The 12,768-nt window shown below is 34.6% G+C and carries 11 protein-coding genes; 3 read left to right on the plus strand and 8 right to left on the minus strand.

Features of this window, described 5'->3' with window-relative positions; translation table 11 throughout:
• Positions 1-228: 228 nt before the first annotated feature.
• Together H9L01_RS01215 and H9L01_RS01220 are read left to right on the plus strand one after the other, a co-directional pair.
• Complete coding sequence (locus tag H9L01_RS01215; protein ID WP_187534140.1) at positions 229-1,059, plus strand: MurR/RpiR family transcriptional regulator; 831 nt, start codon at positions 229-231, stop codon at positions 1,057-1,059.
• A gap of 58 nt (positions 1,060-1,117) precedes the next feature.
• On the plus strand, positions 1,118-1,903 hold the full coding sequence (locus H9L01_RS01220) for a MurR/RpiR family transcriptional regulator (RefSeq protein ID WP_187534141.1): 786 nt from the start codon (positions 1,118-1,120) through the stop codon (positions 1,901-1,903).
• A 43-nt stretch (positions 1,904-1,946) separates the two neighbouring features.
• Here H9L01_RS01220 and H9L01_RS01225 read toward each other — a convergent pair whose 3' ends face one another.
• From H9L01_RS01225 to H9L01_RS01250, 6 genes are all read right to left on the minus strand, one after another.
• Positions 1,947-2,663 (minus strand): epoxyqueuosine reductase QueH, encoded by a 717-nt coding sequence (locus tag H9L01_RS01225; protein WP_187534142.1) that lies wholly within the window; start codon positions 2,661-2,663, stop codon positions 1,947-1,949.
• A gap of 13 nt (positions 2,664-2,676) precedes the next feature.
• Positions 2,677-3,417, minus strand: a complete 741-nt coding sequence (locus H9L01_RS01230) for a class I SAM-dependent DNA methyltransferase (protein ID WP_187534143.1) — start codon at positions 3,415-3,417, stop codon at positions 2,677-2,679.
• 216 nt (positions 3,418-3,633) lie between these two features.
• The gene (locus tag H9L01_RS10650) at positions 3,634-5,391 is read right to left on the minus strand and encodes a hypothetical protein (protein WP_223151035.1); all 1,758 of its coding nucleotides are present in this window, start codon (positions 5,389-5,391) and stop codon (positions 3,634-3,636) included.
• A gap of 333 nt (positions 5,392-5,724) precedes the next feature.
• Positions 5,725-7,059 (minus strand): H2O-forming NADH oxidase, encoded by a 1,335-nt coding sequence (gene nox / locus H9L01_RS01240; protein ID WP_187534144.1) that lies wholly within the window; start codon positions 7,057-7,059, stop codon positions 5,725-5,727.
• A 217-nt stretch (positions 7,060-7,276) separates the two neighbouring features.
• The gene (locus tag H9L01_RS01245) at positions 7,277-9,760 is read right to left on the minus strand and encodes an InlB B-repeat-containing protein (protein ID WP_187534145.1); all 2,484 of its coding nucleotides are present in this window, start codon (positions 9,758-9,760) and stop codon (positions 7,277-7,279) included.
• 159 nt (positions 9,761-9,919) lie between these two features.
• A complete protein-coding gene (locus H9L01_RS01250) occupies positions 9,920-11,107 on the minus strand; it encodes an IS256 family transposase (RefSeq protein WP_187534146.1) in 1,188 nt (395 codons plus the stop codon).
• A gap of 161 nt (positions 11,108-11,268) precedes the next feature.
• On the opposite strand from H9L01_RS01250, the gene H9L01_RS01255 reads away from it, so the two are divergent.
• A complete protein-coding gene (locus tag H9L01_RS01255) occupies positions 11,269-12,162 on the plus strand; it encodes a carbohydrate kinase family protein (protein ID WP_187534147.1) in 894 nt (297 codons plus the stop codon).
• A gap of 73 nt (positions 12,163-12,235) precedes the next feature.
• Here the strand turns inward: H9L01_RS01255 and H9L01_RS01260 are convergent, their stop codons facing one another.
• Together H9L01_RS01260 and H9L01_RS01265 are read right to left on the minus strand one after the other, a co-directional pair.
• The gene (locus tag H9L01_RS01260; protein ID WP_187534148.1) at positions 12,236-12,568 is read right to left on the minus strand and encodes a low molecular weight protein tyrosine phosphatase family protein; all 333 of its coding nucleotides are present in this window, start codon (positions 12,566-12,568) and stop codon (positions 12,236-12,238) included.
• Positions 12,568-12,747 carry a hypothetical protein gene (locus tag H9L01_RS01265; protein ID WP_187534149.1) on the minus strand — a complete coding sequence of 60 codons (180 nt, stop codon included), beginning with the start codon at positions 12,745-12,747 and terminating at the stop codon, positions 12,568-12,570. Before H9L01_RS01265 ends, H9L01_RS01260 begins: the two co-directional genes overlap by 1 nt.
• Between the last annotated feature and the right edge of the window lie 21 nt (positions 12,748-12,768).

Raw genomic sequence — 12,768 nt, forward strand, 5'->3', positions numbered from 1 at the left:
TTTGCAAATACTTAAAAATCTTTAACAGATAGGTTTAATGCGTACGCATCGTAAATTTCATTATATTTTTAAAAATAAATTTTTGTAATAACATGATAGTTAGAAATAAATTGCAATATTTTTTATTACGTGTATAATTATTTTTAGTAAGGGCTTTCTTTATGTGATTTTTTCATTTAAAAAAGCTATAATAGTACCAGATTGTCTTTAAATGAAAGGGGGATGTAAATGGATATTAAATATGGTTTATTTGAGGTCCTTAAAAATCCTGAGGCAGCACTCACTCCGACAGAGCGTGAACTTGCAGATTATGTTCTCATGAATCCTCAATACGTCTTATCAATGACAATACAAGAGCTTGCAACCCATAATAACACGAGTCCTTCTGCTGTGACCCGTCTTTGTAAGAAACTTGATATTGCGGATTACCGCAGCTTTAAAATTTACCTTTCGCAATCTCTTGAACGCCAACGTATTCGTGATAAAAGAAGTCTGATTGAATCGAGTCCTTATGGACAGTTCTACCAAGACATTCAAAACTCACTTGAAGAAACCTTAGATATTGTTGATCAAGACAACATTTCAGCAGTCAATAAATTAATTCATGAAAGTGAAGTCGTTTACGTTTATGGCAACGGATTTTCTAAAGAAGTTGCGGATGATATTTTTAAGAAATGGAATGTGGTAGGAAAAAGTTTTGTTGTTATTCCAGATCGTGATACCGGAGTCATTGCCGTTTCTAATAGTAAAAAGAAAGGTATCTTTATCGGTCTTTCTAACAGTGGAAACTCTAACGATGTTACCCGAGTTATGGATGGCGCAATAAGAAATGGTCTTCCTACTGTTGCGATTACCAATTACAAAGCTTCTGAGATGAGTCAGAAAGCAGATTATACGCTCTATAATGGTAAAGGAACCAAGCTTCCTAAATTTGTTTCGTACTCTATTTATGCACAAATTTTTCTAATTGATGTGCTCTATTTAGACTATGTAGAAACCTATGGACCCAAAGAATATAAATTTAAGGGCCTCCCGACAGATACAACGTTTAAGAAATGATTATCAAATAGTTACATAAAGTTTGCTATAATGAAAAATATAAAAAGGTGGTATAGAGATGGATATCGAATATGGCTTATTTGAAGTACTTGAGAATCCAATTACTGAACTGACAGCAACAGAAGCAGTACTCGTTAATTTTATTTTGGAACATCCACGCGATGTACTCGATATGACGATACAAGAACTTGCTCTGAGTAACGATACAAGTCCTTCAGCAGTAACAAGACTTTGCAAAAAGTTAAATATTAAAAACTTTAAGAATTTCAAAATCTATCTATCACAATCTTTAGAGCGTGAAAGAATCCAAAATAATAAAATTGTTGCTGAAACTAGCATCTATGGAAAGTTCTTCCAAGACATTGAACAATCACTGGAAAATACACTTGCTGTTTTAGATGAAGAGAAAATGAAAGTTGTTAACAAACTTATCCATGATAGTGAAACAATCTATGTTTATGGTATCGGTTTTTCACGTGAAATCGCAGATAGCATCTTTAAAAAATGGAACATCTTAGGTAAGAGTGTCATTGTTATCCCAGATAGAGATACGGGGATTATCTCAGTTTCTAACAGTTCAACAAAATGTCTATTCATAGGTATCTCAAATGGTGGTAACTCGATTGATGTTACTTACGTCATGGATGCCGCATTGGAAAGAGGATTGCAAACTGTTGCCATTACAAACTATAAGAATTCCAAAATGAGCCAGCGAGCAGACCACATGCTCTATAGTGGAGGCGGTCCTGTACTTCCTAACTTCGCCTCATATGCTGTTTACTCACAACTATTCGCAATCGATATGCTTTACCTTGATTACGTAAATACATACACTGAATCATAAAAAAATCCTGACCTTGTAGAAAATTACAACGTCAGGATTTTTTCTATTTCTTACACAACGCTTCTTTAGCTTGGCGATTTACTTCAACAAGATCTATACCTTGATCACGGGCTGCAAAGACACATCCACAATAGCATTGGCGATAAATATCGTATTCATCGCACATCTCAACGGATCGATAAAATCCACCCCTTTTCTTAAAATCAGAAGGTAGGAAAGATACATTGTATATTTTTTGAACCTCGTACCCAACTGCATTCACAACTTGGGAATTTTTATGCGGAGATAAGGTCAGTGCTGTACCAAAATAATCGAATCCATATTCAATTGCTGCTTTCGCAACCTCTTCAAGTCGCATATCGAAACAAGCCGTACATCGTTTTCCACCTTCTCGTTCTTGTTCTAAATTATTCTCACGAACCATCTTCACAAATTCATTAGGTTTATACTCTGCTTCAAGATACTTCACATCTGTATTATTCTTAAGATTAAACTGATCGATAAATTCTTTTTGGACTTGTGCTCGACGATAATATTCATTTCGCGGATAAATATTTGAGTTTGAAAAGAATATTGTGATATCTACATCATGGCTAAGTCTTTCTAAACTGTAGGTACTACAAGGAGCACAACACGAATGAAGTAAAATACGCGGTTTCTTTTCATCATGATGCCAATTATTGACATGTTTTTCGAGTTCTAAGTCATAATTCACTTTATCTCCTTGAAGATAAGCTTCAATTCGCTCGTGAATCGTCATTCCATCACCATCCCTAGCTTTTATACGCTTTTAGCGTTAGAGCCCCGTAGTTTATATTAGGGTCGTAGCTGTCGCTGTAATCGCCCCATATCTCAACCTTGTCAAATCCTACGCTTTCAAGCATGAGAAGCGTCTCTCTTAGGCTGTACCAATAAAGCTTAAATGTCTGCAACTCACTCTCAACTAAAGAACCATCTCGCCACAGGTCATACTTCAGTAATTCTTCAGTAAACTGATTCACCCAATTAACAGAAAGATGTGAACTCGTTAAAACTATTTTTTCGCTTTCTGAAACATCGAGTGGGTAAACATTATGAGACCCTTCTTTAAAGTGATTCGGAAAAATAATGTCAAACATAATGAAACCATCTTCACTCAAATGTTTTCTAAAATTTTTCAAGACATTTTCGATATTATCAAACAAACAAAATGTCCCTGTAGGAATAATGATTGCCTCATACTTCTTATCGAAATTGTAGGTTTCAACATTACCCTCAATAAGTACTGAATCGAGATTTCTGAGAAGACATGCATCCTTGCACTTCAAAATCATATCTGAAGAACTATCGATTCCTTCAATATTAATTCCTTTCTCAAGATATGGAACTAGCAGTCTCCCTGTCCCAACTCCCGCTTCTAAAACATTATCAACATTCGCAATATGTTTTTCATAAAACTCAAGATCACCATCTAGTGATGTTCCTATTGGTTTTGATACTTCATAGTAAAGCGCACTCAATTTCTGATAACTCATTTGTTATTCTCCTTTTATGTGTAGTTTTTATTTGTGTTAATACTGATCTGACTTTCATACTATCCCTCCATTAATTATAATTAAGTAACTCTATGCGATTATATTCTTCGCTTCGTACTTAATCTATATGGTAATTGTAACTTATTACCTCACATTTTCGCAAACTTGGACATAATAAAAGTACCAGTATGAGATTCTACTAGTACTTCTACTAAATTATTTTTCAGGTTCTTTCTTAAAACTTAGAGCAACAAACACCCCACCTACTAAAGAAATTGCCCATCCAAAATAATAAAAGAATGATGAGTCTCCAGTCTCTGGTAATTCTTCAGATATTTTTGGCTCAACAGGACCTACCGGTTTTATGGGTTCAATAGGTTTCACAGGTTCTATTGGTTTCACAGGTTCTATAGGTTTCACAGGTTCTATAGGTTTCACAGGATCAACTGGTTTCACAGGATCAACTGGTTTCACAGGTTCCTCTTCTACTTCTACAAGAGTTGTAGATTTCGCAATAAAATTGTTAATTTCAAATGAATAAGTGAAGTCTTTTAGATTTGTTTGGTTAGTATCAAATCGATAACTTCCAGAAGAGAATACTTTATTATTGAATTGTTCTATTTCATCATTAACTTTATATTCAACCTCGTAAATTCCCGGAACACTTACATTAACATTATTGCTCACAACTTCTAAGCTCGAAGTTACTTCTGATTCCCTATCACTAAATTCAACATCAACATCTTTGATAGGATCAAATTTTTTGTGAATAGGCCATTTAATTTTCTCTGGTGTCTTAATGGTTGGCGGTGTATTCTGAACTAATCTACTGACAGAATACGTTATATTAATTTCTTTGAGAGTGTCTTCGACAATCTTTCCAGTTATCTTCACTTTGTCATCAACTAGAATATCAAATCTATCTGTAATATCATTCCCAACTTCATCGGTTATTAACACACTTTGAGTATCAATCAAGTAATCCGAGGAAATTTTATCAGTAAATTCAAATGAAGATATATTACTTTCCTCCGCTTTGTCGCTAACATAACTTTCTATCATTTTTTGAAAATCATTGATATTTTCTTGTTCATAGAAATTATCATTTCCTATCACATTAGGAACAGTCTCTTTTAAAAGTTCATAGGCCTTTAAAGATTTGCTTGACTCATTTTTTTCTCCATTTGATAGATTTAATGCAAATTTTAGCGGTAACTCTTTCGTTTTAAAGTAGTCAATCGCCGTGAGAGTCACATCGTTTGCTTCTTTTATCATCGATTCTGGACTTTCAGATTTTTGAAAGAACAATGAATTATTAGAAGATATATCCATATTATTAAAACCATCAGTCACTAAAATTACATCATTAATTTCTCCCCTACTAAAGTTTTTATCTAATTCATCTGCAAGACGAACTAGAGATGCGCCAGTAGGCGTTGCATCGATAGTTTTCATTTGTTTTACAATTTCTAAGGCATTACTCATGGAATTTATTCTATCATCCAATGGTTGTTCATAAGTATTGAGAGCATTACGACCCGGAGTATCTGTGTTCGGTGTTTTCCCAAATTTCGGGCTATAAAAAGCAGCGTTATCACGAGATGAATACCATGTTGAATATCCCCAAACATAAATTTCAAGATTTGGATGATCTTTATATTTATTTAACATGATTATGAATCCTGGCTGAACTACCGTTTTCCAACGTTGGTCAAAAGAATTTGATAGATCAACAAGAAATACAAGCCTCATCTTGTCCTTCTCTGACTTGATAGGTTTTGGAACTTTAATTGATTCATTAACTGTATGTTTTATTTTTTTACTGTGAATTGTACTATTTGATGTTTCTTCAACTTCTGTCGTAACAGATCTATTATTCTCATCTTGAGTGCTTAGGGCATAGACATTTCCATTCATAATTACAAAACTTGAAAGAATTGCAAGTATCAATAATTTCGATAAACATTTCTTCATATTTTTTCTCCTTTATATTAAATATGAATTAAGTATTTTTGAACGTATTCTCTTATATATTGTCTTTTTATATTATATAGTAAACATGCAATATCCCTCCCAAGCACAACAAAGGAATATTCTTTTTCAAATCACCTCTTTATCTCTATATGTTGTTTACAATTTGAGTTTCCCTTTTTACACAAATTTAGTAAATCCTTGTCCAGCTACATTATAAATGACACAATCATTTTAAACAATTACTGTTTAGTATTATACTTTCTTTCAAACTTAAACCATTAAAAAATGCTGATAAGAAAAGTCTTATCAGCACTATATTTTCTCAAATATTTTTTATTCTTTAGCAGATAATGCAGCCATTGTAATATAGTTGTATGGTTGATTAAAATGAGGCAAGAAGAAGATATCAAGAAGTTGAATCTCTTCGATTGTTGCTTGTTTCATGATTGCGAGCGAGAACATATGGATACCCATTGAAATATCTGAATAAGATGCAATTTGCGCACCTACGATTCTACGTGATCCACGTTCATAGATGATTCGAATCTTAACATCATTGTTATCACTCATAAAGCCCGGTTTTTGTAAATCTTCGAACTCTGTATAGGCAACATCAATTCCTGCCTTTGCAGCAGTTGCAAGATTAAGTCCTGTTGACACCATATTGTAACCATAGATTGAAATACCGTTTGATCCTTGAACGCCTAATGATTTTAAAGGAGTTCCCCCTACATTATGACCTGCAACAATACCTGATCTTACAGCATTTGTAGCGAGTGCGATATAAGTAGTTTTTTGAATAGCATTTGAGAAGAGTGTTGCGCAATCTCCAACTGCATATACGTCTTCAAGACTCGTCTTTTGATGTAAATCAACAAGATATGCACCATTATCGAAGAGTGTTAAATCATTTTTTCCAAGTTCATTATTAGGTCTGAATCCGATTGCTAAAATGACAAGTTCAGCATCGTACTCACCTTTATTTGTGACTACTTTAGAAACTGATCCGTTACCTTTAAGTTCTTTTACCATTTCGCCAAAGCTTAATTCGATACCGTTATCTGAAAGAACTTTGTCCATGTCATTTGAGAACCAAGGATCATAATAGTTTGCAAGGCATGTTTCTTCTGCTTCCACGATGCGAACATTTTTACCACGACGTTTCGCTGCCTCAGCCATTTCGACACCAATATATCCAGCACCTACAACAACAACATTTTTTACATGTTCTTGTGCAAGGAGTGCATCAACTTTTTGTGAGTCTTGGAATAACTTCACAAAATGAACGCCATCCAAATCAATTCCTGGAAGTTTTGGTGCAATAGGTGTTGACCCTGTTGCAAGTATGAGTTTGTCATACTCTATTTCTGATTTATTACCTTGAACGTCAGTATAGTGAACTACTTTTCCTTTGAAATCAACATCAGTAACATTGGTTTCCATCTTTACATCTGCACCTTTAGCAATAAAGGCATCTTTATTTGTATAGAAAAGTTGATCAGAAGAATCAATTTGATGTCCTACCCATAAAGCAGTACCACATCCTAAATAACTTAAATTAGTATTACGATCTAGAATTGTTAGTTCATTTTCTGGATATGAATCTAACAGTGTATTTGCTGCAGCAATTCCAGCATGGTTTGCACCAATTAAAACAACTTTACTCATATATAGCCTCCTATGTGACGTTCGCCACTATCCAAATAATATCTTTTAATCTATTAATTTCAGTGATATTTTGCGGAAAACTAAATATAATCGCGTTGAAATGTCGTACAGGTACGGTAGCACACACTGTTATGTTAAAAATCTATCGATTTTCACAACTATTAGTTGTTTATATTAAAAGACACTTATAAAAAGTGTCCTTCGTTTCATTCATGAACTAGTCTTTTTTAAATTTTAGTACAACAAGTGACAAACCACCTGCCACTAACATTGTAGGGAATATGATTGAAGTTTTCATTCCTGTAGCAGGAAGCTCTTCATCTTTAATATTCTCTTTCCATTTTGCGTGAAGTACCATATCTTTCATTATTGTATCCACATCAAAGTTCCACGCTGTTGCATATGTAGCGTCTGTATACCAACCTTCAAAGGTGAATCCATCTTTAGTTGGATTAGCAGGTTTTTGAACTTTAACTCCAGATTCAAGTTGAAGTTGTGGCGCTACGGTTGAGCCACCATGACTATCAAATGTTACATCGTATTTTTCTACTACAACTGGGTTTTCAAGCCATTTTGCGTGAAGTGTCATATTTTTCGACACAGTATCTAGCTCAAAGTTCCAAACTGTCGTTAAGGCATCAGAAGTATACCATCCATTAAATGTATACCCAACTCTAGTTGGTTCAATAGGTTTCATAACATGTGATCCATTCTCAAGTTGAAGTTGCGGTGCAACGGTTGAGCCACCATGACTATCAAATGTCACATCATATTTTTCTACTACAACTGGGTTTTCTTCCCATTTTGCATGAAGCGTTATATCTTGAGTTACTGTATCAACATCAAAGTTCCACGCTGTTGCATATGTAGCGTCTGTATACCAACCTTCAAATGTAAATCCATCTTTAGTTGGATTAGCAGGTTTTTGAACTTTAACTCCAGATTCAAGCTGAAGTTGTGGTGCCACGGTTGAGCCACCATGACTATCAAATGTTACATCATATTTTTCAATTACAGGAATTTCTTCCCATTTAGCATGAAGCGTTATATCTTGAGTCACTGTATCAACATCAAAGTTCCACGCTGTTGCATATGTAGCGTCTGTATACCAACCTTCAAAGGTGAATCCATCTTTAGTTGGATTAGCAGGTTTTTGAACTTTAACTCCAGATTCAAGCTGAAGTTGTGGTGCCACGGTTGAGCCACCATGACTATCAAATGTCACATCATATTTTTCAATTACAGGAATTTCTTCCCAATTAGCATGAAGCGTCATATCTTGAGTCACTGTATCAACATCAAAGTTCCACGCTGTTGCGAATGTAGCGTCTGTATACCAACCTTCAAATGTGAATCCATCTTTCGTTGGATTAGAAGGTTTGGTTGCAAATGAACCTAAGTCTATATCTCGTTGAGGATCTACTGAGGTTCCGCCGTGTGAATCGAATGTGACGTTTACTTTTTGTGAAAGATAGGGAACATAGATTGGCACGATTACATTTTCGTCTTGCTCAATTCCCCAATATCCATTTTTCATATAACGGTAATATGAGTTAATCATAATACCTTCCGATTGTGAGTATGACCCATTTCCTTCATAGTAATCTGAAAGATCATCAATTGGAGAATTCTTATAAGCTCTTACTAAGTCAGAGTGTTCCGTTAGTAGCATCGTAACATCTTCATTCTTTTCGAAATTTAAGACAATTTCTTTAATGCTTCCTCTAATTGATTCATCACCATCAGATCCTTCATCAGTGAAGAACTTGTATGCATCACCTTCCTGGTCTAAATTTGTTTCATAATCTTGGTCTGCAACAAATACACGACCATCGTTCAAAGTAACCTCAATCATAAAGCTAGGGCTTTCGAGGGTATAAAGGAAGTAATCATTAATATATTCAATATTTACAGAAACTGTTTTTTCATCATCCTTAGCAAATCGATAAGAATCTTCGTTCGACACAATAACTTGAGGTATCATGTCTTGAGTAATTTTCATTTGGTAGTAGTCCTTACCACCAACAGTTACATTTGTTACCGAAGCATCATGGAACCGTTCGGGTTGTTCAGCTTCAATCTCATAGTTTAGAGTACGTTTAAGACCGTCCATCCATCGATAATCACGAAGATAGAGGTCACTCTCTGTAAATTCAACATCCATTCGTGGCCCTTGGTACTGAACAGATAATGCTCTTAATTTTGTTTCAAGGTTCACTCTGTATGTCTCAAAATCTGAGGGAGCGAGTCCACCATCAAAGTCTCCATATGTTGGCAGTTGAAATTCATTCTTTGCTTCGACATAGATACCCGGAACAATCTCAATTCCATAATCGAGAGTAGATGAAGAAAAAGCATTAAAATTCGTAATTTCATCATCAGTATTTAAAGATATTAACACTTCAAATAATGTCAGATTTTCAAAACGATCAATTCCTTTATAATCAAAAATATATGTTTTATAAATTTTTTGATCTTCTATTTCCAGTGCTGAAACTGTATCTGCAATTTCATCAAAATCTTGATCTGTTTCTGGATCTCTTTGTGGAACTAAAACATCATCCGCTCTATTCACTGCTGTTAAGTAATTCTTTAAGTCATTTGAATATGCTGAGTCATCTGCAAATACAGTAGAACTTGCTACTGGTATGACCATGACTGTCAGCAATAATGACAAACATAATTTCCAAAATCGTTTCATACTATTCTCCTTTTAGATACTCTAAACCCATTTTCGCATCTTAAATCAATATTAATGCATTATTACTTAATAAAAGTGAAATATAAATGAATATCTATGTTTTCAAATTGGTAGCGTCAAGAAGTTTGTGTAAACATCGTTTCTTGTAGAAGAAAATTATTAATGGTATTTTTCTTCAAATAATGTTTCAATTTCAGACTGTACTATATCAAATCCTTTATGAATCCTACGAATGCTTTTGTGATTGTATTCAATCACTTGAGAGCATACAAAACGGTCGAGTGACTCTTCATTAGGAAATTGTTCTTTACGACGAGTATACCGCTTTAGATGCTTATTGAATCCTTCAATTAAGTTTGTTGTATATAAACTTCTCTGAATTTGTCTTGGAAAATCTAAAAATTCAAACAAACTTTTGTTTTTATCAAACATAGCTACAACCTTCGGATATCGTTTCTTAACCGATGCTTTGAAGTTTTCCAGCAAGTCGATCGCTACTGATTTTTCAGTTGCCTGATAAACAGGTTTCAATTGTTCTAAAATTTCTTTACGATCTTTTGCTCGCACCAAGCGTGAAACGTTTCTCTGTAAATGAACCCAACACGTTTGGTGCATTGCTTTCGGATACACTTCTAAACAGGCATCTCGAATACCTGTTAGTCCATCAGTGATAAACAACAAAACTTCTTCACAACCACACATTTGTATGTCCTTAAGCATCTCACGATAATTATCAGCTGATTCTTGTGGATAGATTCGATAATCTAAAACTTCTTTATATCCTTCTGGAGTGATGCCGATAAGAATATGTAGTGCTTCTTTAGAAACAGAATCCCGTCGTACATTTAGATAAGTTGAGTCACCATAAACCGCAAGGTAGCGCTTGGAAAGTAATCGTTTATGAAATTCATCAACAGAAGTTTCAATGGCTTGAGTTATATAAGAAACTGTTTGTGGCGTGTAAGCATGTCCGTACATTTTTTCAATTAAATCGGCAATTTCAGAAGTGGTGATGCCTTTAGAATAGAGTTGAAGAATGGTAGTTTCTAAATCATCAGTCTGACGTTTGTAAGGCGGAATGGTTTGTTGATTAAAATCACCATTGCGGTCACGTGGTATGGTAAGGCATACTTCACCATACTTTGTTTTAACAGTTCGAGTATAGTTTCCGTTTCTAGAATTACCACTATTGTAGCCAATTGGATCATATCGTTCATAATCTAAAAATACAGTCAACTCTGTTTGGAGTAATTGATTCATCGCAATTTCTAACTCACTTCTGATGAAAGTATCCAATGATATTCCTTGGGCTAGTGCAGTATAAAGTTCTGTGTTAAAATTAGTCATGGGAAGTCTCCTTTTGAATGTTGTCTAGTAACTTTATTCTACAAGATATGACTTCCTTTTTCTATTTCACGTCGCAAGACGTTTACACAAAATATTTTATACTACCTTCAAATTATTCTCTATGATAGTATGTTATTTATAAGAGAGTTGAGGATATCATAATGATCTATAGTATTGGTGAAATGTTAATTGATTTAATGCAAGAGAATGGTAAGTATATTCCTTTTCCAGGTGGAGCCCCTGCGAATGTTGCCGCACACGCGAAACTTAGTGGTGCTAACGCTGCCTTTATAGGTAAAATAAGTAAAGATACGTTTGGGCTTCTTCTGACAGATACACTTAAAAGTTACGGAATTCATTTCCCTTTACCTCTCAGCTCAAAAAATACAACCCTTGCTGTTGTATCTCACGTAAGAGGCGAACGTTCTTTTAGCTTCTACAGAACGAACACAGCAGATTTAGATCTTGATATCGCTGACATCGATTGTATCCCTTTTAAAATCAAGGATATTCTTCACCTTTGTTCTCTCGGACTCGTCTTGCAAGGAACCACAAGACAGGCTCATTATCACGCGATTAATAAATGTAAGGAAAAAGATGGAATCATCAGTTTCGACGTTAATTTACGTGCAGGTTTATGGGATGATTTATCACTGGCAAAAGAACAAGTTTTTAATATATTTGAACTCTCTGATATTATTAAGGTAAATGAAGAAGAATTGTATTGGTTAACGAATTCCACGTCTGTTGAGAAAGGATTACGACAAATTCAAACGCACAATCAACTTATCATCTGTACGATGGGTGCCAAGGGTGCTGTAACGCTCACTACACGCGGTAATATAATTCACACCGCATCGATATCTGTAGAACAAATTGATAGCACTGGAGCAGGTGACAGCTTCATTGCCACCCTGCTTGCTTCGCTATCAAAAAGCGGATTAGAATTACTAGAATGGCAAGATACATTACTTGAAGAAGCACTTAACAACGCACATAAGGTCAGTGGACAAGTCGTATCAAAACACGGAGCAGTACCTATAGTTTTATACTAGTCACACACCAAAAAGGGAATTCGAATACGAATTCCCTTTTATTTTTATTTATAATATATTTTTAAACTAAGTTTTACTTACCATCGATTTCTACAACTTCGTCAAAACTTGAGTTGAGTATATCAATTAAATCCTCGTCCATATACAAATATTCGTCCGGAATATAAAGACAAATAACCGACTTTTCATTCACAGTATCTTGATATTTTTCAAGAATTCTTCTTGTATGCTTCTTTTCCATCGTCACGATAACGTCAGCCCAACCTAATAATCCTTCAGTAACTTTTACCCTAGCATTACTTTCAGTTCCTGCGGATCGTACTTGGTGACCATTAATGCCATTTAAAACTTTCTCTGCAGTTAAGCTTCTCCGTTTGTTTTGACTACATAAATAAAGAATCTTCATTATTTGTCATCTAGATATTGCTTCATTATCAGAAAACCTGTAACAGCAAAAACCAAACCAAATATTGTTAGAATCAGATCTAACTTGCTAAACTCCAAGTTAAAAATCAGCTTCGAAAGCATTGACCCTAAAATTACTATGCCACATATACCTTGAATGCGTCCTGTCTTTCTCTTCATAATATCTCCATACTTACTCTA

Origin of the sequence: Erysipelothrix inopinata (assembly GCF_014396165.1) — a bacterium.
Lineage (GTDB): Bacteria > Bacillota_I > Bacilli_A > Erysipelotrichales > Erysipelotrichaceae > Erysipelothrix > Erysipelothrix inopinata.

Excerpts from the sequence above, each read along its gene's own strand:
- H9L01_RS01215 (WP_187534140.1), top strand. The coding sequence starts at position 229 with ATGGATATTAAATATGGTTTATTTGAGGTCCTTAAAAATCCTGAGGCA.
- H9L01_RS01220 (WP_187534141.1), top strand. The coding sequence starts at position 1,118 with ATGGATATCGAATATGGCTTATTTGAAGTACTTGAGAATCCAATTACT.
- H9L01_RS01225 (WP_187534142.1), bottom strand. The coding sequence starts at position 2,663 with ATGACGATTCACGAGCGAATTGAAGCTTATCTTCAAGGAGATAAAGTG.
- H9L01_RS01230 (WP_187534143.1), bottom strand. The coding sequence starts at position 3,417 with ATGAGTTATCAGAAATTGAGTGCGCTTTACTATGAAGTATCAAAACCA.
- H9L01_RS10650 (WP_223151035.1), bottom strand. The coding sequence starts at position 5,391 with ATGAAGAAATGTTTATCGAAATTATTGATACTTGCAATTCTTTCAAGT.
- nox (WP_187534144.1), bottom strand. The coding sequence starts at position 7,059 with ATGAGTAAAGTTGTTTTAATTGGTGCAAACCATGCTGGAATTGCTGCA.
- H9L01_RS01245 (WP_187534145.1), bottom strand. The coding sequence starts at position 9,760 with ATGAAACGATTTTGGAAATTATGTTTGTCATTATTGCTGACAGTCATG.
- H9L01_RS01250 (WP_187534146.1), bottom strand. The coding sequence starts at position 11,107 with ATGACTAATTTTAACACAGAACTTTATACTGCACTAGCCCAAGGAATA.
- H9L01_RS01255 (WP_187534147.1), top strand. The coding sequence starts at position 11,269 with ATGATCTATAGTATTGGTGAAATGTTAATTGATTTAATGCAAGAGAAT.
- H9L01_RS01260 (WP_187534148.1), bottom strand. The coding sequence starts at position 12,568 with ATGAAGATTCTTTATTTATGTAGTCAAAACAAACGGAGAAGCTTAACT.
- H9L01_RS01265 (WP_187534149.1), bottom strand. The coding sequence starts at position 12,747 with ATGAAGAGAAAGACAGGACGCATTCAAGGTATATGTGGCATAGTAATT.